General features: G+C 57.8%; 22 protein-coding genes. 13 read left to right on the top strand and 9 right to left on the bottom strand.

Translation table 11 applies throughout. The annotated features are described in order from the left end of the window. Positions 1 to 47: 47 nt before the first annotated feature. Positions 48 to 323: a hypothetical protein gene (locus G5179_RS01140; RefSeq protein ID WP_421257700.1), complete on the bottom strand. Its 276-nt coding sequence runs from the start codon at positions 321 to 323 to the stop codon at positions 48 to 50. Between the two features lie 7 nt (positions 324 to 330). Then, a complete protein-coding gene (locus G5179_RS01135; RefSeq protein ID WP_421257699.1) occupies positions 331 to 696 on the bottom strand; it encodes an Arm DNA-binding domain-containing protein in 366 nt (121 codons plus the stop codon). Between the two features lie 188 nt (positions 697 to 884). Between G5179_RS01135 and sbcB the strand changes: the two genes are divergently transcribed. Together sbcB and G5179_RS01125 are read left to right on the top strand one after the other, a co-directional pair. After that, positions 885 to 2,300 (top strand): exodeoxyribonuclease I, encoded by a 1,416-nt coding sequence (gene sbcB, locus G5179_RS01130; RefSeq protein WP_421257698.1) that lies wholly within the window; start codon positions 885 to 887, stop codon positions 2,298 to 2,300. A 156-nt stretch (positions 2,301 to 2,456) separates the two neighbouring features. After that, entirely contained in the window at positions 2,457 to 2,957 is a 501-nt protein-coding gene (locus G5179_RS01125) for a hypothetical protein (protein ID WP_005360277.1), read from the top strand. Between the two features lie 78 nt (positions 2,958 to 3,035). Here G5179_RS01125 and G5179_RS01120 read toward each other — a convergent pair whose 3' ends face one another. Next, positions 3,036 to 4,745: a glycoside hydrolase family 36 protein gene (locus tag G5179_RS01120; RefSeq protein WP_421257697.1), complete on the bottom strand. Its 1,710-nt coding sequence runs from the start codon at positions 4,743 to 4,745 to the stop codon at positions 3,036 to 3,038. A gap of 160 nt (positions 4,746 to 4,905) precedes the next feature. On the opposite strand from G5179_RS01120, the gene G5179_RS01115 reads away from it, so the two are divergent. The 3 genes from G5179_RS01115 (at position 4,906) to cdd (ending at position 7,027) form a co-directional block, all read left to right on the top strand. Beyond that, entirely contained in the window at positions 4,906 to 5,262 is a 357-nt protein-coding gene (locus G5179_RS01115; protein WP_005333279.1) for a CidA/LrgA family protein, read from the top strand. Then, positions 5,259 to 5,945 (top strand): LrgB family protein, encoded by a 687-nt coding sequence (locus tag G5179_RS01110; RefSeq protein WP_005333281.1) that lies wholly within the window; start codon positions 5,259 to 5,261, stop codon positions 5,943 to 5,945. Before G5179_RS01115 ends, G5179_RS01110 begins: the two co-directional genes overlap by 4 nt. Positions 5,946 to 6,142: 197 nt before the next feature. Beyond that, positions 6,143 to 7,027, top strand: coding sequence for a cytidine deaminase (gene cdd / locus G5179_RS01105; RefSeq protein ID WP_005333283.1), 885 nt, complete (start codon positions 6,143 to 6,145; stop codon positions 7,025 to 7,027). Positions 7,028 to 7,161: 134 nt separating this feature from the next. Here cdd and G5179_RS01100 read toward each other — a convergent pair whose 3' ends face one another. Continuing rightward, entirely contained in the window at positions 7,162 to 8,547 is a 1,386-nt protein-coding gene (locus G5179_RS01100; protein ID WP_421257696.1) for a tryptophanase, read from the bottom strand. Between the two features lie 460 nt (positions 8,548 to 9,007). On the opposite strand from G5179_RS01100, the gene G5179_RS01095 reads away from it, so the two are divergent. From G5179_RS01095 to asd, 4 genes are all read left to right on the top strand, one after another. Next, positions 9,008 to 9,172 (top strand): DUF2256 domain-containing protein, encoded by a 165-nt coding sequence (locus G5179_RS01095; RefSeq protein WP_421257695.1) that lies wholly within the window; start codon positions 9,008 to 9,010, stop codon positions 9,170 to 9,172. After that, on the top strand, positions 9,172 to 10,692 hold the full coding sequence (locus tag G5179_RS01090; RefSeq protein ID WP_421257694.1) for a cryptochrome/photolyase family protein: 1,521 nt from the start codon (positions 9,172 to 9,174) through the stop codon (positions 10,690 to 10,692). Before G5179_RS01095 ends, G5179_RS01090 begins: the two co-directional genes overlap by 1 nt. A 157-nt stretch (positions 10,693 to 10,849) precedes the next feature. After that, positions 10,850 to 12,157: a D-amino acid dehydrogenase gene (locus G5179_RS01085; protein ID WP_323670612.1), complete on the top strand. Its 1,308-nt coding sequence runs from the start codon at positions 10,850 to 10,852 to the stop codon at positions 12,155 to 12,157. Positions 12,158 to 12,518: 361 nt separating this feature from the next. Continuing rightward, positions 12,519 to 13,631: an aspartate-semialdehyde dehydrogenase gene (asd, locus tag G5179_RS01080; protein WP_005345266.1), complete on the top strand. Its 1,113-nt coding sequence runs from the start codon at positions 12,519 to 12,521 to the stop codon at positions 13,629 to 13,631. A gap of 103 nt (positions 13,632 to 13,734) precedes the next feature. Here the strand turns inward: asd and fdhD are convergent, their stop codons facing one another. The 5 genes from fdhD to G5179_RS01055 all read right to left on the bottom strand — a co-directional run bounded on the left by fdhD (position 13,735) and on the right by G5179_RS01055 (position 20,391). Beyond that, positions 13,735 to 14,568: a formate dehydrogenase accessory sulfurtransferase FdhD gene (fdhD, locus tag G5179_RS01075; RefSeq protein ID WP_421257693.1), complete on the bottom strand. Its 834-nt coding sequence runs from the start codon at positions 14,566 to 14,568 to the stop codon at positions 13,735 to 13,737. Further along, positions 14,565 to 16,685, bottom strand: a complete 2,121-nt coding sequence (locus tag G5179_RS01070) for a sigma 54-interacting transcriptional regulator (protein WP_421257692.1) — start codon at positions 16,683 to 16,685, stop codon at positions 14,565 to 14,567. The genes fdhD and G5179_RS01070 overlap by 4 nt, the downstream gene beginning before the upstream one ends. A 419-nt stretch (positions 16,686 to 17,104) precedes the next feature. Beyond that, positions 17,105 to 17,503, bottom strand: a complete 399-nt coding sequence (locus G5179_RS01065) for a hypothetical protein (protein ID WP_353888364.1) — start codon at positions 17,501 to 17,503, stop codon at positions 17,105 to 17,107. A 97-nt stretch (positions 17,504 to 17,600) separates the two neighbouring features. Next, positions 17,601 to 19,745 carry a formate dehydrogenase subunit alpha gene (fdhF, locus tag G5179_RS01060; protein WP_421257691.1) on the bottom strand — a complete coding sequence of 715 codons (2,145 nt, stop codon included), beginning with the start codon at positions 19,743 to 19,745 and terminating at the stop codon, positions 17,601 to 17,603. A gap of 46 nt (positions 19,746 to 19,791) precedes the next feature. After that, a complete protein-coding gene (locus G5179_RS01055; RefSeq protein WP_033112617.1) occupies positions 19,792 to 20,391 on the bottom strand; it encodes a 4Fe-4S dicluster domain-containing protein in 600 nt (199 codons plus the stop codon). Positions 20,392 to 21,113: 722 nt separating this feature from the next. On the opposite strand from G5179_RS01055, the gene G5179_RS01050 reads away from it, so the two are divergent. The 4 genes from G5179_RS01050 to kup all read left to right on the top strand — a co-directional run bounded on the left by G5179_RS01050 (position 21,114) and on the right by kup (position 25,340). Further along, the gene (locus tag G5179_RS01050) at positions 21,114 to 21,731 is read left to right on the top strand and encodes a hypothetical protein (protein WP_421257690.1); all 618 of its coding nucleotides are present in this window, start codon (positions 21,114 to 21,116) and stop codon (positions 21,729 to 21,731) included. A gap of 84 nt (positions 21,732 to 21,815) precedes the next feature. Further along, the gene (locus G5179_RS01045) at positions 21,816 to 22,403 is read left to right on the top strand and encodes a hypothetical protein (protein WP_208736298.1); all 588 of its coding nucleotides are present in this window, start codon (positions 21,816 to 21,818) and stop codon (positions 22,401 to 22,403) included. Between the two features lie 124 nt (positions 22,404 to 22,527). Beyond that, positions 22,528 to 22,950, top strand: coding sequence for a GNAT family N-acetyltransferase (locus G5179_RS01040; protein WP_421257689.1), 423 nt, complete (start codon positions 22,528 to 22,530; stop codon positions 22,948 to 22,950). Between the two features lie 521 nt (positions 22,951 to 23,471). Next, positions 23,472 to 25,340 (top strand): low affinity potassium transporter Kup, encoded by a 1,869-nt coding sequence (kup, locus tag G5179_RS01035; protein ID WP_104014706.1) that lies wholly within the window; start codon positions 23,472 to 23,474, stop codon positions 25,338 to 25,340. Positions 25,341 to 25,911: the final 571 nt, after the last annotated feature.

Raw genomic sequence — 25,911 nt, 5'->3', positions numbered from 1 at the left:
GATGCCCATGATGGTCGTGGTAAAACCAGTTGTTCATGACCTCGTTATCAACCCAGCAGGTGAGCCAGTTCTCGCTTGGCCGGCACGCGAGGCTCTCTCTCGGGTTGAAAGCCAACATGTTCGATACGTAATTTCGACTTCGGAGAGCCACCCATGAGATTACGTCGCATACAAAAACTCAGAATGGACTTTAACCTGCGCAATAAATGCCCTGCGTTTTTCGGCTTTTTCTTGCCAATCTTATCAAACCACTCCAGCCAGCTCGAAAACGGGATCTGTTCCACCGGAATACCAATAAACAGAGGTTCGAAATAGCGCTGCATGGTATGCTCATAGAGCATGACCGTATGAGGCCGCAGCTTGGGGCAAATGGTGCTCAAGAAAATGCTCGCAGCACTGTTTCAGGGTGACATCATGCTTCTGGTGGAGTTTATCCCAAAAAACTCTGGGATGTTCATTACGTTCAAGAGCGCCACGGATAGCAGGGATCAACGCCCTGGCATCAGCGAGTTTAAGGTCGGGATAGCGTCCAATTTTGAGTCTCGCCGCTTTTCCTTGCCAGCGATAGCGATATTGCCACGAGATGGTGCCTCGCTCGGTGATCCGAGCTGACAATCCATCACGGTCTGACAATTCCGTCTTGCCAAAGTAGGGCTTACCATAGAGGGCCCGTAGCTTCGTATCAGTAAGTGGCATATGACTCTCATGTGACTGGTTATCTGATTTTTCACTGACACATTAACGCGTCCTAACGTGTACACAGATATGTACCAAACTGGTCTGGAACGGACTGAATCAAGATCGGACAAAGTGAGACAATCTGAGATAACACCTCGTATAACGACTTGTTTTTCAAACATATAGACACAATTCAGAACCACGTAATGAACCAGCAGACAAATCCTACCTTCTATTTTCACGACTACGAGACCTTCGGCATCAGCCCCGCCAAGGACAGGCCATCGCAGTTTGCCGGTATTCGTACCGATGCGGATTTCAACCTCATTGGCGAGCCGCTGGTCATCTACTGCAAGCCGCCGGCGGACTATCTGCCGGATCCGGAGGCGTGCCTCATTACCGGTATCACGCCACAAAAGGCGATGAAGGATGGGCTGTGCGAGGCGGATTTCATTCGCCAGATCCACGAGCAGTTCGCCACGCCGAATACCTGTGTGCTTGGCTACAACAGCATCCGCTTCGATGACGAGGTGACCCGCTACACCCTCTATCGCAACTTCTATGACCCCTATGCCTACAGCTGGCAAAACGGCAACTCCCGCTGGGATATCCTCGACATGCTGCGGGCCTGCTACGCCCTGCGCCCGGAGGGGATCGAGTGGGCGTTTGACGATGAGGGGAAGCCGAGTTTCCGGCTGGAGAAGCTGACGGTCGCCAACGGTGTCGCCCATGCCAATGCCCACGATGCACTCTCGGACGTGCTGGCTACCATCGAGATGGCCAAGCTGGTGAAAAAGGCGCAACCCAAGCTGTTTGGTTATCTCTTTGACCTTCGCAACAAGAACAAGGTGAAAGCGCTGATTGACGTGGTGACCATGAAGCCGCTGGTGCACGTCTCCGGCATGCTCTCCCCCTGGCAGGGTTGTGCAAGCTGGGTCTCGCCACTTGCCTGGCACCCCACCAACCAGAACGCGGTGATCATGGTGGATCTGACCCGTGACCCCACCCCGCTCATTGAACTCACCAGCGAGGAGATCCGCGAGCGCCTCTATACCAAAAAAGAGGAGCTGGGGGAGCTGGCGGGCATTCCGGTGAAACTGGTGCACATCAACAAGTGCCCAGTGCTGGCGCCAGCCGCCACCCTGACGGCGGAGCGCGCCGACGAGCTCGGCATCAATCGGGAGCTGTGCCGCAAGAGCCTGGATCTGCTGCGCGCCCACCCCGAGGTGCGGGAAAAACTGGTGGAGGTGTTCAATCAGGAGTTCGCCGGCAGCAATGAGAGCGACCCCGATACCCAGCTCTACGCAGGATTCTTTGGCCATGGCGACAAGTCCACCATGGATCTGGTGCGAGCCACCCCCGCGGATCTGCTGGGTGAGCGGGTGTTCGCCTTTACCGACTCCCGGCTGCCGGAGATGCTGTTCCGCTACCGCGCCCGCAACTGGCCGCACACCTTGAGCGAAGCGGAGCAGAAACGCTGGCGCCTGCACTGCAGCGACTACTTCAGCCGCCGTCTGCCGGACTATGTGCCCCGTCTCGAAGCGCTGGCCGAGCAGAACCAGAGTAACGAACGGAACTTTGCGATTCTAAAGAGTCTCTATCACTATCTGGAAGATTTATGAGTTGTGAGTAGTTTCACAATAAATCCTTCCCGCTCATCCCCTTCTTCAGGTCATAATGACGAAGGGGATTTCCCCAAAAAACCAATATCTTGCAACATCCTGAGTGGATGTCTCCCAAGCAAGAGATCTCTTTGGCCGAATGGAAGCCATTTGCTGATGCCTCGTCACCACGCACTGCTCGGATTACTGGCCCTGCTGCCGCTGGCAGCCAACGCCGCATACCGGTTCGATGTGCCGGATTATCTTGCTCGCCTGCCCGAGCAGACCTATCGCATCGTAGAACAGAACTTCAATACCCTTTATCAGCAGACTGATTTCACTCCCCTGATCACCAACAGCTACTTCAACGGCTCCCATCTCTACAAGTTTGTCGGGGTACCGCTGGCCATCAGCGCCCAGTCAGGTTTCCAGCTGGAGGTGTTTGGTCAGGTCTATAACCGCGCTTCGCAAGCCTATATGCACCTGAGCGAGGATATGTCCCTTTATCGGGTGATGAGGGTCGATCTGATGGGGAACCCCAATGATCAGCTGGCCATCGGTTTTGGTCTGGGGGTGCCCATCACCCCGTTGCTAACCCTCAAGGCGATCGCTTCCGGCAGTGATATCCCGGGCTATGGCTCTGCCAAATACGCCGTTGGTTTTGAGTGGCGTTACTGAAAAACGTGACTGATAACTGCTGATTGAAACAATTCAGGCTCCGTGATGGTGCCTGAATTGTTTATGGTGAGGTTGTGATCAGGCGTAGCGGATCACCCGCCCTTCGCCCTCTTGCAGGGTCACAGCCGTACCGACTGCCTGCCCATGCCAAAAATCAGTTCCCCCTTCTGGCAGCAGAAACTCCTGTGGTTGCCCCTCCCAGTTGAACAGACAGAGCAAAGTGCCGCCCTCGGGCAGGCTTACTTCACCACAGGCAAAGTCCATCGACTCGAAACGGGCAGAGGGTGCACGGGACGCACAAAGCGCCAGCAGCTTGCGCAGTTGCGCCGCTTGCTCCTCATCGAGATCCTGCAGTCGATCACCAGCCAGCATCATGCCACCGCTCGCCACCAGTGCAGCCAGATGGAAACTGTATTCAGCTTTACTTGCCTGCTGGCTCGGTAGATCCCGCAGGCAAATGCAGTCGGGGTCGAGGGCCCAGAGTTTGTCGTTCTGCCAAGCGCGGCAGAAGGCCTCGCGGGCGATCTGGCGATAGCGGTGGCCATTGCGTTCCACGTCATCACTCACCCGCATGCCGTGCACCAACCCAAGGCTTGGCCAGATGGGGGCGTTGCAACCGAGCAGGAAAGCACCTTCACCAGCACCACGCAGGATGGCCGCCATACCGCGTCGATAAGCTTCAACCCGGGTGGCGGCCGGATCGTGGAAACGGCCACCGTGGATGGCGCCCCAGAAGTTGGCATCGAGCTTGAAGTAGTGAATGCCCCACTGCTCGCGCAAAGTACGGAACACCCGCTCAAGGTGCGCCTGCACCTCGGGGTGGGTACCGTCCAGCACATACCAGGGAGTGCAGCGCCAACCGCCATAGGTGACCCGCTCGGAAGGGAGCGGTAGGCCGTCATCCCCCTTCACAAACCAGTCGGGGTGATCCTGAAACACCTGTGAACCGGGCTCTGCAATAAAGGGAGCGACCCAGAGGGCGGGCTCGCAGCCAGCCTGTTTAATCGCCGCAGCCAGTGAGGCGACACCCTGCTCGAACTTGGCGGAGGGAGTGAGCCAGTCGCCCATTTTGGCCTGATAGCCGTCGTCTATCTGCACATAGCACAGGGCCGGGAAGCGCTCGGCACGCACCTGCAGATTCTCGCGAATATCGGCGGCACTTACCTCGGCGTAGTAGTGATACCAGGAGCACCAGCCGCTCGGGCGCTCACTTACCTGGCCGATCAGCGAGCCATGCTCGACCTCGATCAGCCGTGCCAGTTCGGCCAGCAGATCCTCGCGCTCCGCTCCTTCGAGGCAGATCAGCGCCTCGCTCTGCCAATGCTCACCGGCCGCGAGTTTTCGCCCTTCGCAGTTCATCAGGATCTGCAGGCGGCCATCAGGGTAGAGGCGAAACTCTCCGCCAAAACGGTGGCAACTGGCAAAGGCAAGCAACAGCCACCCTTTGTTATGCTCGACCAGCAGCAGGTTGTGAATGGTGTGATAGCCGTTGTCATCAGTGATGCGATAGATGCTGGCATCAGGGCAACGGCCGACATGTAGCGGTGATTGCCAGCTACCCATGGTCTGGGCCAGCATCTGGAATCCTTCGCCATAAATGGCGCTCTCCACCGGCAGGCCAAGCTTGCCGTCAAACAGCACCCAGCGCTCGACCGGGGTGGCATCAGAACCGGTGTTGTCGAGTCGCACCCGACACAGGGGCCCTTCCCACTGACTGGTTTGCAGCAGATGGGGTGGCAACACATTATCGTTCGCCAGCTGGCGAACTCGGGACAAGAGGGATGTCATCACTACTCCTTGTAGTTCGAAAAGGGTTCTATCAGACAATTTTCAAAAATTGCCAATCAAATCAGCTTCAAATGAACTGATTTCAGTTGTTATTGTTTTAATGCCGCGACCCGGCCTCTCTGGTAAACTGCGATTTTTCTTCCCAGTCGATGAGGTTCACGTGATCGCGCAACGCGCCTTGCTGTACTTTCGTGACTTTATGGTCATCGTCGCCTGCCTGCTGGCAGGCAAATCCGTGGCAGCCATCCTGCCGTTTGCCTTTCCCGGCAGCATCATCGGCATGCTGCTGCTGTTTGTGCTGCTCTCCCTGCAACTGATCAAGCTGCACTGGGTCGAGCTGGGCGCTGGCTTGCTGCTGCGCCACATGGGCGTTTTGTTCGTGCCAGTCGCTGTCGGGCTGGTGGCCTGGCTTGAGCCCCTGCGCCAATCCTTCGGCGTCATCATGCTCTGCATCGTGCTCGGGATCGTGCTGATCCTCGCCACCGTCGGTCGGCTCTACCAGAGGATGAACAAATGATCTTCTGGCTAGCGATCCCTCTGACCCTGGCGCTCTATTTCGCCACCCGCGCCCTCTATCGCCGCCTGCCCTGGCCCATCATCAACCCTGTGCTGGTGCCGACCGCGGTGATCATCGGCCTGCTGCTCTGGTTTGATCTGCCCCTTGAGCAGTACGAGCGCGGCAGCAGCCCCATTACCATGCTGCTGGAACCCGCCGTGGTGGCGCTGGCGCTGCCGCTCTATCAGCAGGCGCGCCAGATCCAGGCCAAGCTCAAGCCCATCCTAATCTGTACCCTCGCCTCCGTCTTGATCTCGGTGTGCACAACCTTGCTGATCGGTCATTTTATGGGCACAGATCCGGCGCTGCTCGCCTCATTGGCGACCAAATCCATCACCACCCCGCTCGCCATGAGCGTCAGCCAGTCCATCGGCGGCATTCCCGCCATCGCGGCAGCCGTGGTGGTGGTAGTGGGGATTGTCGGCGCTCTGATCGGATATCCACTGCTCAAACTGCTGAAAGTGACCGATCCGGAAGCGCAAGGACTCGCCATGGGAGCCTGTGCCCACGCCATCGGCACCGCCACCTCCGCCGAGAAGGGGATCACCCAGGGGGCCTTTGCATCGCTCGCCATGGTGGTGTGCGGCATCCTCACCGCTGCCGTCGCGCCGCTGCTGTTTGCCATCTATCACTGGCTGATCTGATCACCCCATTGACCACCTGTTGACCATTCCGAGGGGCCCGCTGGCCTCTCGGGGTGCGACCTGCCGCACAATTTGCACAAGACAAACGTTTCCATTACCATCCCCCTCCGTTTGCCCGTCAGGGCGTGAGCCTGCTCACACATTTACCCGAGCTTGCTCCCTACAATGGCCGCCCAATTGGCCTTTGAGGACACACTATGCATCCCCGTTTTGCCAAGCCATTCGATACCCTCTCTGCCCCGCTCAAAGCAGCCGTGCAGCCCATGCTGGATAGTGCCGACTTCAACGCCCGCTTCACGCCGGAGCAAGTCGCCACCCTGAAAGCCGCCACAGGTCTCGATGATCGCGCCTTGCGCCTCGCCCTGTTGCCGCTGGCCGCTGCCTGCTCGGTGGCGCCCATCTCCAAGTTTTATGTCGGTGCCATCGCCTGCGGCCTGAGTGGCACCTGGTACTTCGGTGCCAACATGGAGTTTGCGGGGCAAGGTCTGTTCCACTCGGTCCACGCCGAGCAGTCCGCCATCTCCAACGCCTGGCTGGGTGGCGAGACCGGGATCAGCGAAATCACCGTCAACTACACCCCCTGCGGTCACTGCCGTCAGTTCATGAACGAGCTGAGCACCGCCAAGATCCTGAAAGTCTCTCTGCCCGATGACCTTAGCGCCCTGCAATCCTTCCTGCCCCACTCGTTTGGGCCGGCGGATCTCGACATCACGGATGCGCTGATGAGCCCGCAGGATCACGCAGAGCTTGAGCTTCAAAGCGAAGACCCGCTGTGGCAGGCCGCGCTGGCCGCCGCCCGTCAAAGCTACGCCCCCTACAGCCAGGGCTATGCCGCGGTGGCGCTGCAGTTTGCCGATGGCCGCATCTTCTCTGGCCGCTACGCCGAGAACGCCGCCTTCAACCCCAGCCTGCCGCCGATGCAGATGGCCTGCGCCCATGCGGTGCTTAACGGCGAAGATCTCGCCACCATACGCCGCGCCGTGCTGCTGGAGAACAAAAACGGCCAGATCAGCCAGCGTGACTCCGCCCAGTCCACCCTCAAGGCACTGGGCTCCGTCGAGCTGGAGTATCAGGCGGTCTGACCCCGGCTTTGCGCCGATAAACGAAAGCCCCCGCACCTTGGTGCGGGGGCTTTTTTGCTGGGCCGTTTAACCGGGAGCGACCGGTGATCTTCACGGTTTGGCGCGGTTGATTAGCACATCTAACCGGTTGCTGATCAGACAGGTTTTAGCCGCGCAGTGAAGTGGCGCAGCAGCGGCGGCTCGTAGTCAAAGGTGAGCCCGCGAATGTCGCTGGCCCGCGCCTTCACCGCTATCAGGCAGTCGGCCACATAGTCCATGTGATCCCGGGTGTAGACCCGGCGCGGAATGGTGAGACGCAACAGCTCAAAATCCGCCGCCTCCTGCTTGCCGGTGGCGGGATCGCGCCCGAGCAGCAGGGAGCCAATCTCCACCCCGCGCACGCCCCCTTCCAGATAGAGCTCGCAGGCGAGCGCATGGGCCGGAAACTGCTCGGCCGGAATATGGGGCAGCAGCTTCTTGGCATCCACAAAGACCGCATGGCCGCCAGTGGGGGTCTGGATCGGGATGCCCGCCTCGGCCAGCCGCTCGCCGAGATAGGCCACCTGACTGATACGATAGGTGAGATACTCCTCATCCATCCCCTCGCGCAGACCGATGGCGAGCGCCGCCATGTCCCGTCCGGCAAGCCCGCCATAGGTGACAAATCCCTCCATCGCTACGCAGCGCACCTGTACCGCGCGGAACAGATCGAGATCCTCTTTAAAGCAGCAGAGCCCGCCGATATTGACCAGCCCATCCTTCTTGGCCGACATGGTGAAGATGTCCCCCAGCGCAAACATCTGGCGCACTATCTCCTTGATGCTGCGCTTGGCATAGGCCGGGTCCCGCTCCTTGATAAACCAGGCGTTCTCGGCAAAGCGGGCGGCGTCGATCACCACCGGAATCTGGTGGCGACGGGCCAGCTCGGAGACCGCCTCCATATTGGCCATGGAGACCGGCTGGCCGCCGGCGCTGTTGCAGGTGACCGTGATGATGATGCCAGCCACGTTGGTGGCCCCCAGGGTCTCGATGGTGTCAGTCAGGCGAGGGAGATCAAAATCCCCCTTCCAGGCATAAGGGGCCGTGGTGTCGAGGGCCTTCGGGGTGAGCAGGTTGATGGCCCGCGCCCCGGCCAACTCCACATGGGCCTTGGTGGTGTCGAAGTGGTAGTTGGAGATAAAGACCGGTGCCTTGCCCTTGCAGCGCTTGACCAGCTCGGGGAAGAGGATCTGCTCGGCCCCGCGCCCCTGGTGGGTGGGCACCACATGCTGGTAACCAAAAATCTCGCGCACCGTGCGCTCCAGCTCGACGAAGTTGCGGCTGCCCGCATAGGCCTCATCCCCCATCATGATGCCAGCCCACTGACGGTCAGACATGGCACCTGTGCCACTGTCGGTCAGCAGATCGATATAGACATCCTCGGCCAGCAGCAGGAAGGGGTTCCAACCAGCGGCCTCGAGGGCGGCGCGACGCTCTGCGCCAGTGGTCTGCTTGATGGGCTCAACCATCTTGATACGAAACGGCTCGGGTATACGACGCATAAAAGACTCCTCACCGGCGCGGGGCCAGTGTGTTTGAAATCGGGATTGGCAAAGAGGCCGAGGCGATCGGGGTCGTCCGGCTGACAAATTCAAACGGCAAGTGCCGCCAATCAGCGGTGAGGAAAGTCGAAGGTGAGAATGGGATCCCGGGTATACCAGTGGGCGAGCAGGCAAGCTGCCCGGGGCGTAGCTGTCATGATTGGCATCACTCCCCTCCATATCGGTTGTAGACAGTCGGTGGCCAACAAGATCCATTGATGGGTGCTGCCAACGGGCAGCCTCGCCACGTTAACGGCTGGTTAATTGGCAAACAAGGGACGCACTGACGGGCTGTGCGCCCGCTCACAAAGTGGGCATCTGCGCGGCAAACCGGCAGTGAGGTTGATCCGCCCGCCCCCCCGGTTCGTTATTCTTCCTACCCACACGCCACATCCCCTATCAGTCAAGGCCGGAAGCCATCATGCATCGCAAACCCCATCTTCCCGAGAAGATCTGCCCCGTCTGCCAGCGCCCCTTCAGCTGGCGGCGCAAGTGGGCGCGCAGCTGGGAGGAGATTCGCTACTGCAGCGAGCGCTGTCGCCACGCTCGTCACAGCAGACAGCAACCTGAGGAGGAGCGAGTCTGATGGAACTTCGCCTTGTTCTTGGCGATCAGCTGAACGCCGCTCACAGCTGGTTTCGCACCCCGGATCCGGCAATCTGCTATCTGATGGCAGAGCTACGTCAGGAGACTGACTACTGCCACCACCATCGCCAGAAGGTGCTGGCCTTCTTTGCCGCCATGCGCGCCTTCGCAGCTGCACTCACCCAAGCGGGCCACCGCGTCTGTTACCTGACTCTTGATGAGAGTGCCCGCTGGCCCGACTTGCCCGGCTTGCTGGCAGCCCAAATCGCGGCGCATCAGGCCGTCAGCTTTGCCTGGCAGAGCCCGGACGAGTGGCGCCTCGCCAGCCAGTTGAAAAGCTGGGCAGCGGGCCTTGCCATCCCTGCCACCGAGGTGGAGAGCGAACATTTTCTCACCCCCCGCGATGGCTGGCAGCGCTATCCCCACAGCCGGATGGAGTTCTTCTACCGCGCCCTGCGCAAGCAATACCGAGTGCTGCTCGATGAGCGCGGCCAACCCCTTGGCGGGCGCTGGAATTTTGATGACGAGAACCGCGCCAAACTGCCGGCGAGCCAGCCGATCCCGGAACCCCTCACCTTTGCCAACGAGGTGAGCGAGATTGATGCCATGCTGACCCGCCACGGGGTCAGCACCATCGGCAAGGCGGATGCCCGCCAACTGCCGTGGCCCATCACAAGGCGCCAGAGTCGCGAGCTGCTGGCCTATTTTCTGGCCCACTGCCTGCCTCATTTTGGCCGCTATCAGGATGCCCTGAGCGAGCGGGGCTGGAGCCTGTTTCACAGCCGTTTGTCGTTTTCCCTCAACAGCAAGATGCTTCATCCGCTTGAGGTGATCCGCGCCGCCGAAGCCCACTGGCAGGCCAATCAGGCCACCATCACCCTGGCGCAGGTGGAGGGTTTTATCCGCCAGGTCCTCGGCTGGCGCGAGTTTGTCCGTGCCCTCTACTGGGAGAAGATGCCCGACTATCAGCGCACCAATTTTCTCGGTGCCAACCGGCCGCTGCCCGGCTTTTTCTGGAGCGGTGAAACAGACATGGCCTGCGTGCGCCATGCCATCAACCAATCCCTTGAGCACGGTTACGCCCACCATATCCAGCGGCTGATGGTGACCGGCAACTTTGCCCTGCTGGCGGGGATTGATCCTGACGAGGTTGATCAGTGGTATCTCGGCATCTATGTGGATGCCATCGAGTGGGTGGAGCTGCCCAACACCCGCGGCATGAGCCAGTTTGCCGACGGCGGCCTGATGGGCAGCAAGCCCTACGCCAGTAGCGGCGCCTATCTCGAGCGGATGGGCCACTACTGCAAGGGGTGCCACTATCAGGTCAAAGCCCGCCACGGCGACGGGAGTTGCCCCTTCAACAGCCTCTACTGGCACTTTTTGTTGCGCAACCGGGACAAACTTGGCAGCAATCCTCGCCTCGCCCTGCCCTATGCCAACTGGGATGGCCAAGCCGCCGAACAGCAGCAGGCCATTCTGGCGACGGCGGAGCAGTACCTGATCCAGCTGGAGCAGCTGTAAGCGGCCATGCCCCCCTGGCACATACCCCGTGACAGTAGCGCAGCAATTTACGCTGGCAATCAGGCTCACCATCGCACCAAACACCACCCCGTGACTGGCAGGCAGACGGAGATCCCAATCCTGCGCAGAGCGGTTGAATATCCTGTGGCGGCTGATTATGGTGGTGGCCACATCAGGAGATCAGTCAAGGAAAGACGATATGGAGATAGTGGTTCTCGGTGGTGGCGTGATTGGGGTAACCAGCGCCTGGTATCTGGCCAAAGCGGGTCACAAGGTGACCCTGCTGGAGCGGCAAGGTGGCGTCGCCCTTGAAACCAGCCATGCCAATGCCGGGCAGATATCCCCGGGTTACGCGGCCCCCTGGGCGGCCCCCGGCATCCCCCTCAAGGCCGCCAAGTGGATGCTGCAAAAGCATGCTCCTTTCACCGTGCGCCCCACCGCCGACCCCTTCCAGCTGCGCTGGATGCTCAGAATGCTCGCCAACTGCACCCCGACCGCCTATGCCACCAACAAGGGGCGCATGGTGCGTCTGGCCGAATACAGCCGCGACTGCATGAAGCTGCTGCGCGACGAGTTGAGCATCGATTACGAAGGGCGCCAGCTCGGCACCCTGCAACTGTTTCGCAGCCAATCCCAACTCGATGCCAGTCAGCGCGATATCGAGGTGCTGGAGGAGTATGGCGTCCCCTACCAGTCGCTGGATGCCAGCGGCTGCGAAGCGGCAGAGCCTGCGCTGGCGCGGGTGCGCGGCAAAATCGTCGGCGGCTTGCGTCTGCCCGGCGACGAGACCGGCGACTGCTTCCGCTTCACCAAGGCCCTTGCCCTTGAAGCCGAGAAGCTCGGGGTCAAGTTCGTCTTCAACTGCGATATCGACGAGATTGAGCAAGCCCGTGGCCGAGCCGTGGCGGTGCGGGCAGGCGAGCAGCGCTATCGCGCCGATGCCATCGTCTGTGCGCTCGGCAGCTATGCCACCGGCTTTTTGCGGCCGCTGCTGCGCCCGCTCGGGCTGGAGCTGCCGGTCTATCCGGTCAAGGGCTACTCCCTCACCCTGCCGATGATCAACGCCGAGGCCGCACCGCGCAGTACCGTGCTCGACGAGACCTACAAGGTGGCCATCACCCGTTTTGACGAGCGGATCCGGGTCGGCGGCATGGCGGAGCTGTCGGGCTACAACCTCGCTCTCAACCCCAGACGCCACGACACCCTGGCGATGGTGGTGGGCGATCTCTTCCCCGAGGGGGGCGATATCAGCAAGGCCGAATTCTGGACCGGTCTGCGCCCCATGACGCCGGACGGCACCCCGCTGGTGGGGCCGAGCCCCATTCCCGGTCTCTGGCTCAATACCGGCCACGGTACCCTGGGCTGGACCATGGCGGCCGGCTCGGGTCAGCTTCTGTGCGATCTGATCAGCGGCAGCGAGCCCGCCATCAGCGATGAGGGGCTCACTCTGGCCCGTTACGGCTAAGCGCATAACAGGTCGGGCTGTTTCACTCGCCAACTGCGCCCTCAGACCACAGTAGAGGACGTTCTCAACCGCTTTATTGACAGGCCACCGCCAAAAACGGTGGCTTTTTCGTCTGATGTTGACCTTCTCCCTCCCCGTCTACCTGAGCGGTGCTCTGGCTGCCGGTTAATGCAGCAAACGGCACAGAATATTGCGCAATTCGACTTGCGCAAGCCGTCACAATCCGTAATGTGGATAGACGCATTTTTCGCAGCGCATATTTTTTAAATGGCCTGTAAACCGCTTGTAAACAGGCGTCGCCAGACAAGGGTTTACGGGTGTCACCACGAGTTTCTTTAGCAGCAATCCAGGGTAGGACAATATGAAAAAAGTAGGTTTGGTCGGTTGGCGTGGCATGGTGGGATCGGTTCTGATGAGCCGGATGCAGGAAGAGCAGGATTTCGCCCATATTCAACCCACATTCTTCACCACCTCCCAGGCCGGTGAGGCCGCTCCCAACTTCGGCGTCGATGCCGGTACTCTGCAGGACGCCTTCGATATCGAGGCGCTGGCCAAGCAGGATATCATCATCACCGCGCAAGGCGGCGACTACACCAAGGATGTCTATCCGCGCCTGAAAGCCGCTGGCTGGCAGGGTTACTGGATTGACGCCGCCTCCTCCCTGCGGATGGAGAAAGACGCCGTCATCATTCTGGATCCGGTCAACGGCGACGTCATCGAGCAGGCCCTGAACGATGGCATCAAGACCTTCGTCGGCGGCAACTGCACCGTCAGCCTGATGCTGCTGGCCCTCGGTGGCCTGTTCAAGGCCGATCTGGTGGAGTGGGTGAGCGTGGCCACCTATCAGGCTGCCTCCGGTGGCGGTGCCCGCCATATGCGCGAGCTGGTTACCCAGATGGGTATGCTGCGTGACGAAGTGGCGGTCGAGCTGGCAGACCCCGCCTCCGCCATCCTCGACATCGAGCGCAAGATCACCGAGAAGACTCGCTCCGGCACCCTGCCGGTGGACAACTTCGGCGTGCCGCTGGCCGGTGGCCTTATCCCCTGGATCGACACCAAGCTCGACAACGGCCAGAGCCGTGAAGAGTGGAAGGGTCAGGCCGAGACCAACAAGATTTTGGGTATCGAGAACGCCGTCATTCCGGTGGATGGTCTCTGCGTGCGGATCGGTGCCCTGCGCTGCCACAGCCAGGCGTTCACCATCAAGCTGAAAAAGGACGTGCCGCTGGCGGAGATCGAAGCGCTGCTGGCTGCCCACAACGACTGGGTGAAAGTGATCCCCAACGATCGCGACATCACCGCCCGCGAGCTGACTCCGGCTGCCGTCACCGGCACCCTCAGCATTCCGGTCGGCCGTCTGCGCAAGCTCAATATGGGCCCTGAGTATCTGGCCGCCTTTACCGTGGGTGACCAGCTGCTGTGGGGCGCCGCCGAGCCGCTGCGCCGCATGCTGCGTATCCTGCTGGCGCGCTAATCCGCAAGCTAGAGGCAGAAACAACAAGGGCGGGGAGTCACACTCCCCGCCCTTTTTCATTGCCTGTTTTCGTGACCCGTTTAGCGGGTTTGCGGCCTTGCCATTACTTGAGCAGAATGCGCTGGCAACCGCTGTAGATCTCGGCCCGCCCGGGGCGGCAAAAGCCCACCAGAGTGAGCCCGGTCTGCTCGGCCCGCTCGACCGCAAGCTCGGTGGCGGCGGAGATGGCGAGCAAGATCTCCACCCCGGCGCTGGCGCACTTTTGCACCATCTCGAAACTGGCGCGGCTGGTCACCAGAATGGCACCGTCACGGCGACCAGTGCGGCACAGATGGCCTACCAGCTTGTCCAGCGCAATATGGCGTCCCACATCCTCGCGGATGGCGAGAATGTTGCCCTCACCATCCAGATGCACTGCCGCATGGGTGGCGCCGGTGCGCTGGCACAGCAGCTGGAGCGGGCGCAGAGCGCTCAGCACCTTGTCGATATGCCCTACCGCCAGACGCTGACTGTCGGGCAAGCTTGGCTGGGTGCGGATCACCTGCTCCAGACTCTCGCTGCCGCAGATGCCGCAACCGGTACGTCCCGCCATGGTGCGCCGCTTCTCTTTGAGGCGATGAACGCAGCGATTGGCCAACGTGATATGCAGCTCAATCCCCTGACAGCCGTCGATCTGCTCGATGTCGTGGATATCGAGCAGGCTGTCGATGATCCCCTCGGATAGCGAAAAGCCGATGGCGAAATCCTCCAGATCGGAGGCCGAGCACATCATCACGCTGTGGGCGATGCCGTTGTAGACCAGCGCCACCGGCGTCTCGGAGGGCAACTCCATTTCGCTGTCGCAGGTCAAGGTATCGGCGCGGTAGTGCACCACCTCGCGGTGGATGGCGCAGCGGGCCAGTTCGTTCTGCGCCTCCAGCTCAAGTAGCTCTCTCATGGTGCGACCCCGTCAATGATCTCGGGATCTCTGGCCGAGATGCCGAGCCGCTTCATTTTCGAAAGCAAGGTGGTGCGCTTCATGCCAAGGCGGTTGGCCGCCCCCCGCTCGCCAGCGACGATGCCGTTGCAGTCGCGCAAGGCGGCGATGATCGCCTCGCGCTCATCGGCCGGCCCCTCGTCGGCAAAGAGCGGCGTGGCGGGCTCGTCATAGACCAGGGTCTCAATCTTGTGGTAACCCTTGAGCGGCATCAGCTCATCGGGCGAGAGGTTGAGCACATGGCCGCGGGTCATCACCACGGCGCGCTCGATGACGTTCTCCAGCTCGCGGATATTGCCGTACCAGGGGAGCGACACCAGCATCTTCATCGCATCGGCGGGGATCGAGGTGATGGTGCGACGCATCCGCTTGGCGATCTTCTTGATAAAGAAATTGACCAAGAGCGGAATGTCCTCGCGCCGCTCACGCAGGGGCGGCAGCTCGATGGGAAAGACGTTGAGACGGTAGTAGAGATCGCTTCTGAAACGCTTGTTCTTGACCATGGAGAGCAGATCACAGTTGGTGGCGGCCACCAGCCGCACATCCACCGCGATGGGGTTGCTGTTACCGACCCGCTCCAGCTCGTGCTCCTGCAATACCCGCAAGAGTTTCGGCTGCAAGTCCAACGGCATATCCCCCACTTCGTCGAGGAACAGGGTGCCCTTGTGGGCCCGCTCGAAACGGCCGATCCGCTGGGTCAGGGCACCGGTAAAGGCCCCCTTCTCATGGCCAAACAAGTCGCTCTCGATAAGGCCGGTGGGAATGGCGGCGCAGTTCACCTTCACCATCTCGTGGTCGTGGCGGACACTCAGGGCGTGAATGGCCTGGGCGATCAGCTCCTTGCCGGTGCCGGTCTCGCCGAGGATCAGCACGGTGCTGTCGCTCTCGGCCACCAGCCGCACCTTCTCCAGCACGTTCGCCATCACAGCGCTCTGGTAGATGATGTGGGGGAACTCACCCTGCATCTGCGGCTCGTTGATGCGAATGGTCTTCTCTTTTGCGCCGTTGGTGTTGGAGATCTCCTGCTGCGCCTGCACGTTGTTCATGGCAATGGCCGTGCGCGCCGCCACCTGCTCCAGCAGGGAGATATCGATATCGGCGAAGAAGTTGGCCTCTGGGTGAGAGAGGATCAGCACCCCCAGCAGATTGCCCTGATAACGCAGCGGCAAAATGCAGGAGCTGTCGGCCTCGGGGGGCAGGATCTGGGAGGTAAAGCGGCAGCGATTGCTGCAACCGTGGCCCTGCTCGCGATAAACGAAGAAGGGCTCGCTGTGACGCAGCGCCCCCTGCAGGCAGTTCTTCTCGAAACACGAGTGATCGATGATCCCCGGCTGCTCGCTCTGCTGCTGATTGACCAGATAGCTCTTGAAGCTGTCGGAAGTGGCGTTGTACTCGGCCAGACAGAGGCTGCTGATGCCAAAGTGGTGGTGCAGAATGGCAAACAGGCTCTTGGGCAGCTCGGCGATGCGCACCAGTTTGATCACTGCATTGGTCACATCCACCAGAATTTTGCAGCTGTCGCGCTCAAGGCGCAGGGAGTTGGCCTGCTCCAGAGTGCGCTCCTTGTCCTGCACGTTCTCCAGCGCAATGGCGATGATGGCGGCAAGCTGGGTCAGCTTGGCCAGGGTCTCCATGGTGAAGCTGTCGAGGCGGGTATTGATGAACTCGACCCCACCCAGATGGCTGCGGGCGGTGGTGATGGGGAGCTGGCAGTAGGAGCGCAGCCCCTCATAAATCCCTTCGGCAGCGAGGGGGGTGCAGCGGTTGGCAAAACGGGCGGCAGGCAGGATGATCGCCTGCTCGGTGCCATCAGTGGGAGCGTGCAGGTCTGCCTTGCGGCAGACAAGGTGCTTTGGGCCGCTCTCTCCCATGTAGCAGAAAGTGGCCTCGTCGGCGGATCCCCGGTTGAGGATCAGGTTGACCCGGGTTACGCCGCCAAAGCCGGCATCAATCTTGTTGAGTTTGTGGATAAAGTCATCGAGCGTCACGGCCGACAGGAGGGATTTGGAGAGCAGGAGGAAACCGTCGTCCCAGATGGGAGAGATCTCGTCCAGGGGGATGGCACTCACAGTAAGCATTGCGGCCTCACGTTATATCAATTTCAGTCACCAGTCAGGCTGTCCATGCCATCGCATCGCGACACAAGCGTTTCACCAGAATTAATAGCCGCAGCGCACTATCCACGCTGCCAAAAGGAAGGCGGTGACGACACTTGTCGCATGTTGCAATTCCACCGTTGTTATTAACGAACGATAACAAAAAATAACATTGTCATCGGGTGATTATTATTGGAATGGCGACTCATCATAGATGAGCTCAAATTTCATTACAATCCGATTTAATATATCTGGTTGCCATATTCAGGCAATAATTACATCGCGGATTGAATAATGGATTGGTGGCCGCACAAGGGGCCATTGTCAACTGTCAGATCTCGCTGTTGCCTCCCCTTTGCTGTGCAATAAAGGCATCATTCGAAACACGAGCCGGTGGCCACTCACGAGGTGACAAGGCGGGTGTGGCAGCACTTCAAACCGCCCAGAATAAAGAGCGCGGAGAAGCCCTGAAAGGCGAGCAGCAGCCAGCTGGCGTTGTCGGCAAGCTCAACCGAGACGCACTGGTGAGTGAGGTAGACCAGCAGGGTGATCACCCCCAGCAGCAGGCAGTTGATCAAGGTGGTGGAGATAAACCCGATCAGCCAGGCACTGGAAATACTCAAGGCGGAAAATACGCTGCCCATGGCGAGCCGTGCAGCCATAAAACAGCCGAAAAAACCGAAGCCGAGCAGAAATATCATCTCGTCGCGCCAAATATAGCAACCTATTCCCAGCAATATCGCCACCAGATAGGTGCCAATATAGAAAAGTCCGAATAAGCGACCAATTTCATGTTGCATCATTTATCCCCTGTTTTTGGGTAATAAAAGGGTGCCCGACTCGATAAATCCGAGTCGGGTTCCCTTATTTGTGCAGAACGTCCTTTTTTAGGGCGGGTCAGCCTTTGGCTGCGCTGCGCAATTTCGCCTTGAGCGCGCTGTATTCAGTCTGGACGTACACTTCCGCCTCAGGCTGATTGTCAATGCGCTCGATCTTCACCGCGCAGTACTTGTACTCCGGCGTGTGGGAGACGGGATCGACGTGCTCGATGGTGAGCTCGTTGCAGGCCCCGATCCACCACTGGTAGGTCATGTAGACCACCCCGGCGTTGACCCGGTCGTTGTAGTTGGCACGAGTGATCACCTTGCCACGGCGCGACGAGATCCAGACCAGCGCCTGATCCTTCACCCCGAGCTTTTTGGCATCGCTCGGGTGGATCTGCACATAGCCCGGCTCATCGGCCAGGGTCTGCAGCGCCGAGCAGTTGCCGGTCATGGAGCGGCAGGAGTAGTGACCCACCTCGCGCACGGTGGAGAGCACCAGCGGGTACTCGGCACAGGGCTGCTCCAGCGGCGGCCGCCACTCGGAGGCGATCAGCTGACCCTTGCCGCTCGGGGTGGTGAACACGTTCCCCTCGAACAGGGTGCTGGTGCCCGGGTGATCCTCGGTCGGACAGGGCCACTGCACGCTCTTGAGATCGGCCATCTTGTCGTAGCTGACCCCGGCGTAGAGCGGGCAGAGCGCACGCATCTCGTCCCAGATCTCTTCGGTGTTGTGGTACTCCATGGGATAACCCATGGCGGTCGCCATCAACGAGAAGATGGCCCAGTCCGGCTTCACGTTCTCAGGGGGCGTCACCGCCTTGTAGAAGCGCTGGAAGCCGCGATCCGCCGAGCTGTAGACCCCTTCATGCTCGCCCCAACTGGTGGCGGGCAGAATGACGTCGGCCATCTCGGCGGTCTGGGTCATGAAGATATCCTGCACGATCACCAGCTCCATCCCCGCCAGAGTGCGGCGGAACTGACCCAAGTCAGCCTCGGTCTGGGCCGGATCTTCACCAAAGATGTAGAAGGCCTTGCACTTGCCCTCCTCCACCTTGTGGCCAAGCTCGGTCAGGCGATAGCCGGGTTTCTGGGAGAGCGACTCCACGCCCCACGCCTTGGCGAACTTGGCGCTGATGGCGGTATCGGCCACCGACTGATAACCCGGGAACTGATGCGGCAGCATCCCCATATCACAGGTGCCCTGCACGTTGTTCTGACCACGTACCGGCCCGCAACCGGTGCCGCGGCGACCGAAGTTGCCGGTCAGCAGCGCCAGACCCGCCAGCCCCTTGACCACGTCCACCGCCTGACCGTACTGGGTCACCCCCATGCCCCACAGGATCATGGAAGCTGGCGACTCGGCATAGGTGCGAATGGCGGCGCGGATATCGGCGGCTTTGAGGCCGGTGATCCCCTCCACATATTCCGGGGTGTACTTGGCCACCGTCGCCTTGAAGGTCTCGAACCCTTCGGTGTAGTTGGCGACAAAGGCCTTGTTGTAGAGCCCTTCATTAATCAACACGTTGGCGAAGGCGTTAACCAGCGCCATGTTGGAACCGTTTTTGAGCGGCAGCCACTGATCGGCGATGCGGGCGGTCTCCACCATACGTGGATCACACACAATCACCTTGGCCCCGTTTGCCTTCGCCTTGAGGATATGGCGAGCGACGATGGGGTGAGAGTCAGCAGCGTTGTAACCAAACACCAGCAGGCACTTGGTCTCTTGAATTTCGGGAATGGCGTTGCTCATGGCGCCGTTGCCTACAGTTGTCTCCAGACCGGAGACTGAGGGTGCGTGTCACACCCTCGCGCAGTGGTCGACGTTGTTCGTCCCAATCACCGCACGGGCAAATTTCTGCATCACATAGTTGGCTTCATTGCCCGGGCCACGGGCAGAGCCGGTGGTCATGATGGCGTCCGGGCCATATTTCGCCTTGATGGCAGAGAGACGGCTGCTGGCGAACTCGATCGCTTCGTCCCAGGAGACGGCCTCGAACTTGCCACCGCGCTCGCGGCGGATCATCGGGCTCTTGAGACGGGGGGTCAGCAGGTTGGTATCGTTCAAAAAATCCCAACCGTAATAGCCCTTGAGGCAGAGCTGCCCCTCGTTGGTCCGGCCGTTGGCGCCTTCGGCCCCCACCACCTTGTCGTTTTCAACCAGCAGGTTGATTTTGCAACCGGTGCCGCAATAGGGGCACACGGTAATGACTTTTTTCATGACTCACACTCTTGTTTGTTAACGAAAAACGGCTCGGCAAGCCCGCTCACACCCGCGCCGGCATCGCCAGCAGTGCCTCGGCACTGGCCAGCTGCTTCTGCCGGTTCAGGTTTTCAAGATGCTCCGGCGTGACCAGCCGCAGCGCCTGGGTCGGACACACCTCGACACAGGCCGGGCCCGCCTCGCGGTGACGGCAGAGATCGCACTTGAGCGCCTGCGCCTTGGTCTGCGGACGCTTGAAGAGCGAATCGGCAGCGGGTGCCACCTCTTTGAGCACCACCGCCATGGCGCCGTAAGGACAGGCCACCACGCAGGACTTGCAGCCGATGCAGCGCTCCTGCAACACCTTGACGCAACCATCCTCGCTGACGATGGCATTGTTCGGGCAGGCCATGGCGCACGGCTTGTCTTCACACTGGCGGCAGAGCACCGGCGTGGTCACCTTGCTGCCCACGATCACCTTCAGGCGCGGCTGAAAGTAGCTGTCCTTGGAGACCAGATGTCCATCCTCGATGGCAAGATGCAGGCCGCCCTCCCGCTCAAGGGTCCCGCTGCAAGACCCTGACTGGTGTGAAACGGCGCAGGCCACCTCACAGGTACGACACCCAATACAGAGACTGGGATCTGCAATCACGAAGCTGTTCATAGAGAGGGATCCTAAATGGTTCGTTACACCGGGCCGCCCGCCGACAGGCAAAGAGGCGGCCAGCCCCCCACAAAGCATTTATCAGACCAAAACGGGCCAAGGGTGCGATAAAAATTCACAACCATCTGAAAATAAAGGAGTAATCAGCAAGAACAGCTTGCTGTTTACCACTACTGACGAGGGTGACGACGGGATGGGAAGTGTGATCGACACGACAAAAGTGACGAGCTCGACACCGGCTGACCATCCCCTTCCCCGGCCATATAACGAAGCCGTTCGAAGGAGTTGGCAGCCAGGAACGGCCGTCCCAAACCGGGCAAGCGGAGGAAGGAAAACCGGGGAGAAAAACCATACCAAGGGCCAAAAATGGGCTGTACAGCACGCCAAAGCCGCTTGCAGCGGTGGTAAGTTGTTTGGTTTTGCTATCGAGCTGGCAAGCTATCATCAAGTCAAACCGAACAGAAATAGGCCGCTTATTGACTGATTTGTTGAGCCAGAGCCGGTTTTGGGCCCCTGCCCCTTCAGTTTTCTATCCCTCCGGTTAATATGTGCCAGTTGGCAACCAGCTCCGTTGGGGTCGTTTTCATGAAGATAGGAAATAAATAGAACAGATTAAAAGAAAAATGAACCTCTGACATCTAGGAAGTAAGTGAGGATAAAATAGACTCCCTAGCCATATAAATAATCTTTGAACCTGACATATTTAAATATGGAGATAATCGGTGAAACTGTATAAGCAGGACGATGGTTTTCTGGAACACATGGTTAAGATATCAACAATCCTAAGTTTAGGCTTTGGTGTCTGGGCATATTTCAGCACTATTCACCCTGTATTTGAGAAAGAAAAAGAGTTACAACAAGCAAAAATTGAAAATCAATCTCTTGTCTCTAAAAAAAATGAATTAACCGACCAAATAAAAAACTTAAACGGTAAGATTATCGAGCATCAAAAATCGATTGCTTCGCTGAAAGTTCAAGAATCTAAACTTAGCTTATTGATAAGAGAAAAAGAGAGCGAGTTAAAAACCGTTAACTCTAAGTTAGGTGAAGCAAGAACAATTGCGGTCATAAACAAACTTAATTACTATATGGATAAAATTATAAATGGCTATCTTTTGTCAATAACCACCGGTAAAAGGAACACATTTAACGCTGTTGAGTATGCAGAAAATTTATTAAAAACTCACAAACAGGATGATAGCGACCCATATAATGAAGAAGCATATATTTTCCTAAAACGCTATGTCGCCAGCTACAACGGTAAAAAAGTTTCTGGAGATGATTCAATTGCCTTTGCCGTTACCTTGCCATTCCTGTACAAAAAAGAGCACAATTTATAAATCCTTTAGTAAAAACATATGGTGACTTGTAGATATTGAATGTAAATAATAGAAATCATTATTGATTAGATAGGAATTGTTGATATGAGTGAATACTTATCAATTGGTGCAACCATTATTGCATCTTTGGGTGGTAGTGGGGCAATTATTCTTGGCCTGTCGAATTATTTGGGGAAAATATGGGCCGAACGTCTTATGGCGACAGAAAAGGCCAATCATGAACAAAAATTAGAGCGCCTAAGAGTCCAGCTACAAAAAGAAAACCAGCTTCATTTGGCAGAATTAAATAATGGTTTGGAAATTTATAAACAAACTCACCTTAGAGAACATAGTGATAAGTTGGTTATTTATAGAGCCACTATTGATCTCGTAGCAATAATGCTTGCCAAGGTTGAGATGATTGTATTGCGACATAAAAGAGAATTATCCCCTGAAGAAAAAGAAAGTTTTGAAACAGAAAGACTAAAAATATATGGCTATCTTGCAATGATCGCACCACAAGAAGTCATGGATGCTAATGATGCATTTATAGATCAATTGTTGGCTATCATCTTTGATGGAGAAACAACAAGTTGGGAGGAAATTAGAGCAAAGGCATTATGTTTAACAAATGCAATGAGACGAGATATTGGCATAGATAAATCAGATGTAGCATATAACGGCAATCGATAAAATCTACCAAGTGCCGTAGGGTGTAATAAGCGCGGCGCATTGCACCTCTTGCCTCTTTTAATATTTGGTGCAATTCACTTCGTTCATTGCACCCTACGATTAAATTTTAATGGAGTAAGATTTGATGAATATAAAAATCCATAATGAACATAAAGATGACATCTTCAATCTACTTGTTGATAACCTTAGACAATTTAACTTTGATAAAATGGGTGAGGAACGCTCCCAACCTTTAATTGTTGCCATTCATGATGATAATGACGAAGTTGTCGGTGGCATTGCCGGACGTACTATTTATCATCAACTGTTGATCGAGGTGCTTTGGGTACACAATGACAAGCGAGGACAGGGGCTCGGCATTAAATTAATGGATATTGCTGAACGCGAGGCACAAAAACGGGGATGTATTGCAGCTCAAGTCGACACTCTCTCATTTCAGGCACCCAAATTTTATGAAAAAATGGGATTTAAAATAGTCGGTAAAGTGAGCGGCGTTAAAAATAGTCCTGACCGCTACTTTTTATTGAAGCACTATCATGGAGAGTAATAATCACCGTAGGGTGCAATAAGCGCAGCGCATTGCACCTCTTACCTCTTTACTTGGTGCAATTCACTTCGTTCATTGCACCCTACCCCCCCCAAATAAAGACTCCATTGCTACCCAAGCCCTTCCTCTTTGCCATCCTGCCCGCAATTAATTAGTCACTATTTTATCGTCTATTTTTCGCTCGCTTCGGTAAAAAATAGTGGCCAAACCACTTCCCCAGATAAAACAAACGGTTGCCCGCAGAGCGCATGAATATTTCAATCAACGGCCAATTAATAACCTTACTCAAAAGGGCGTTTTGATTATTTATACCTGAGCATGAACCCGCAGAGTGTGTGTCATTATAAGCTTAACGACAGATGAACAGACTGTGTCCCATGAAACGCATCTTTATATCCGATTAGCTCCCTTCCCATCGCAATCCTTTGATTTCCCCCCGATGTTGTATCCACACATACCTGATGTGTTCGGGGCGATCTGCTGTGGCAAACGTGTAAACATCAAACTGACAAGATGAACTCATGAACTGTGATAAACAACAAGCCATGTCCGGCGTCATGCTGGCGGCGATTGGCGTAGTCTATGGCGATATCGGCACCAGCCCGCTCTATACCTTGCGCGAGTGCCTGTCAGGTCAATTCGGGTTCGGCGTCGAGCCTGCCTCCATTCTCGGCTTTCTCTCGCTGATCTTCTGGCTGCTGATCCTGGTGGTGTCGGTCAAGTACCTCTCCTTTGTGATGCGGGCCGACAACGCCGGCGAGGGCGGCATTCTCACCCTGATGTCGCTGGCGACCCGCAACGCCTCCACCCGCTGGACGCCGCTGCTGATCATCCTCGGTCTGATTGGCGGCAGCTTCTTCTATGGCGAGGTGGTGATCACCCCGGCGATGTCGGTGATGTCGGCCATCGAGGGTCTGAGCATTCTCACCCCCGCCCTCGACCCCTATATCGTCACCCTTTCGGTGCTGGTGCTGACCCTGCTGTTTGCCATCCAGAAACATGGCACCGCCATGGTGGGCAAGCTGTTTGCTCCCATCATGCTGATCTGGTTTATGACGCTGGCGGTGCTGGGGCTGCGCGGCATCATCCACAACCCCGAGGTGCTGGGTGCGCTCAACCCCATCTGGGCGGTGCGCTTTTTTGTCCAGTACCAGACTACCTCCTTCTTTGCCCTCGGCGCCGTGGTGCTGGCCATCACCGGGGTAGAGGCGCTCTACGCGGATATGGGCCACTTTGGCAAAAATCCCATTCGCCTCGCCTGGTTTATCGTGGTGCTGCCCTCCCTGGTGCTCAACTACTTCGGTCAGGGTGCGCTGCTGCTAAGCAATCCCGCCGCCATTGCCAACCCCTTCTTCCTGCTCGCGCCGAAATGGGCGCTGGTACCGCTGCTGCTGCTGGCGACCATGGCGACGGTGATCGCCTCGCAGGCGGTGATCTCCGGGGTCTTTTCGCTGACCCGGCAGGCGGTGCGCCTCGGTTATCTCTCCCCCATTCGCATCGTTCATACCTCCGAGCAGGAGTCCGGCCAGATCTATATTCCGGTCATCAACTGGATGCTCTATATCTCGGTGGTGATCGTCATCATGAGCTTTGAGCACTCCAGCAATCTGGCGGCGGCCTACGGCATCGCGGTTACCGGCACCATGGTGCTCACCTCCATCCTCTCCTGCTCGGTGGCCAAGAACAGCTGGCACTGGAACAAGTATCTGGTGGCCATCCTGTTTGCTGCGCTGCTCTGTATCGACGTGCCGCTGTTTGCCGCCAACCTCGCCAAGATCTTCTCCGGCGGTTGGCTGCCGCTCACCCTGGGGGCGGTGATGTTCACCGTGATGACCAGCTGGAAGAGCGAGCGTTTCCAGCTTATTCGCCGCCTTAACGAGCACGGCAATTCCCTTGAGCCGATGATCGCCTCGCTGGAAAAATCCCCGCCGACCCGGGTGGCCGGTACTGCGGTCTATATGTCGCGGGTAGTCAATGTGATCCCCCATGCGCTGCTGCACAACCTCAAGCACAACAAGGTGCTGCACGAGCGGATCATCCTGCTCACCCTGCGGGTGGAGGATGTGCCCTACGTCCACAATGTGCGCCGGGTCTGCATCGAGCAGCTCTCCCCCACCTTCTGGCGGGTGGTAGCAAGCTACGGCTGGCGCGAGACCCCGAACGTGGAGGAGATCTTCCACCGCTGCAACGCCGAGGGGCTCAGTTGCCGGATGATGGAGACCTCGTTCTTTATGGCCCACGAGTCGCTCATCATGAAAGACCGCCCCTGGTATCTCTATCTGCGCGGCAAGCTCTTTATGCTGCTGCAGCGCAACGCCCTGCGCGCCCCGGATCAGTTCGAGATACCGCCCAACCGGGTTATCGAGCTGGGCTCGCAGGTGGATATCTGATGGCGGGTTGATGGCCTCTTCATGGCATAGAAAACGTCAGCAAGTAGAGAGGGAGGCATTGGCCTCCCTCTTCTTTTTCGTTAACCCCGATTACCGGCCCCCTCATCCCCAGCCCTTCTCCCGCAAGGGGAGAAGGGAACAAACCACGGCGACCATATGCTGCAAACGGTGCTATTCACGTCGTTCATTGCCCCTGTTCCCGGCATGCTGCCGATATATTTGCGTTCTCGTGCGTCCGATTACGCTTCGCTAATCGAACCTACGGTTTCAAAACAGGCGACCTCTATCCGAACAGACCACCGCCGTAGGGTGCAACAAGCGCAGCGCCGTGCACCGCGAACATATGTCGGAGAGGTGCAATTCACTTCGTTCTTTGCACTCTACTTATGCTGCGTTTTCCATGGTGACGAACCCTCCCGATGGCTTCGTCACAAGTGACGAACGTCACAGTTCGACAGCCACATGAGCGCTTCAACTCGACCACCTCAAGGTTTTTATTTATTTAAAAAAACAAACACTTAAAGCCAATTCCACAGCAAAAACCAATCTGGCCCGTATCTTGCCAACCTGC

The sequence above is a fragment of the Aeromonas sp. 600886 genome (assembly GCF_049174935.1).
GTDB lineage: Bacteria > Pseudomonadota > Gammaproteobacteria > Enterobacterales > Aeromonadaceae > Aeromonas > Aeromonas veronii_A.
The sequence above is the reverse complement of the archived record's forward strand: the minus strand, read 5'-3'. Positions and strand labels throughout refer to the sequence as shown.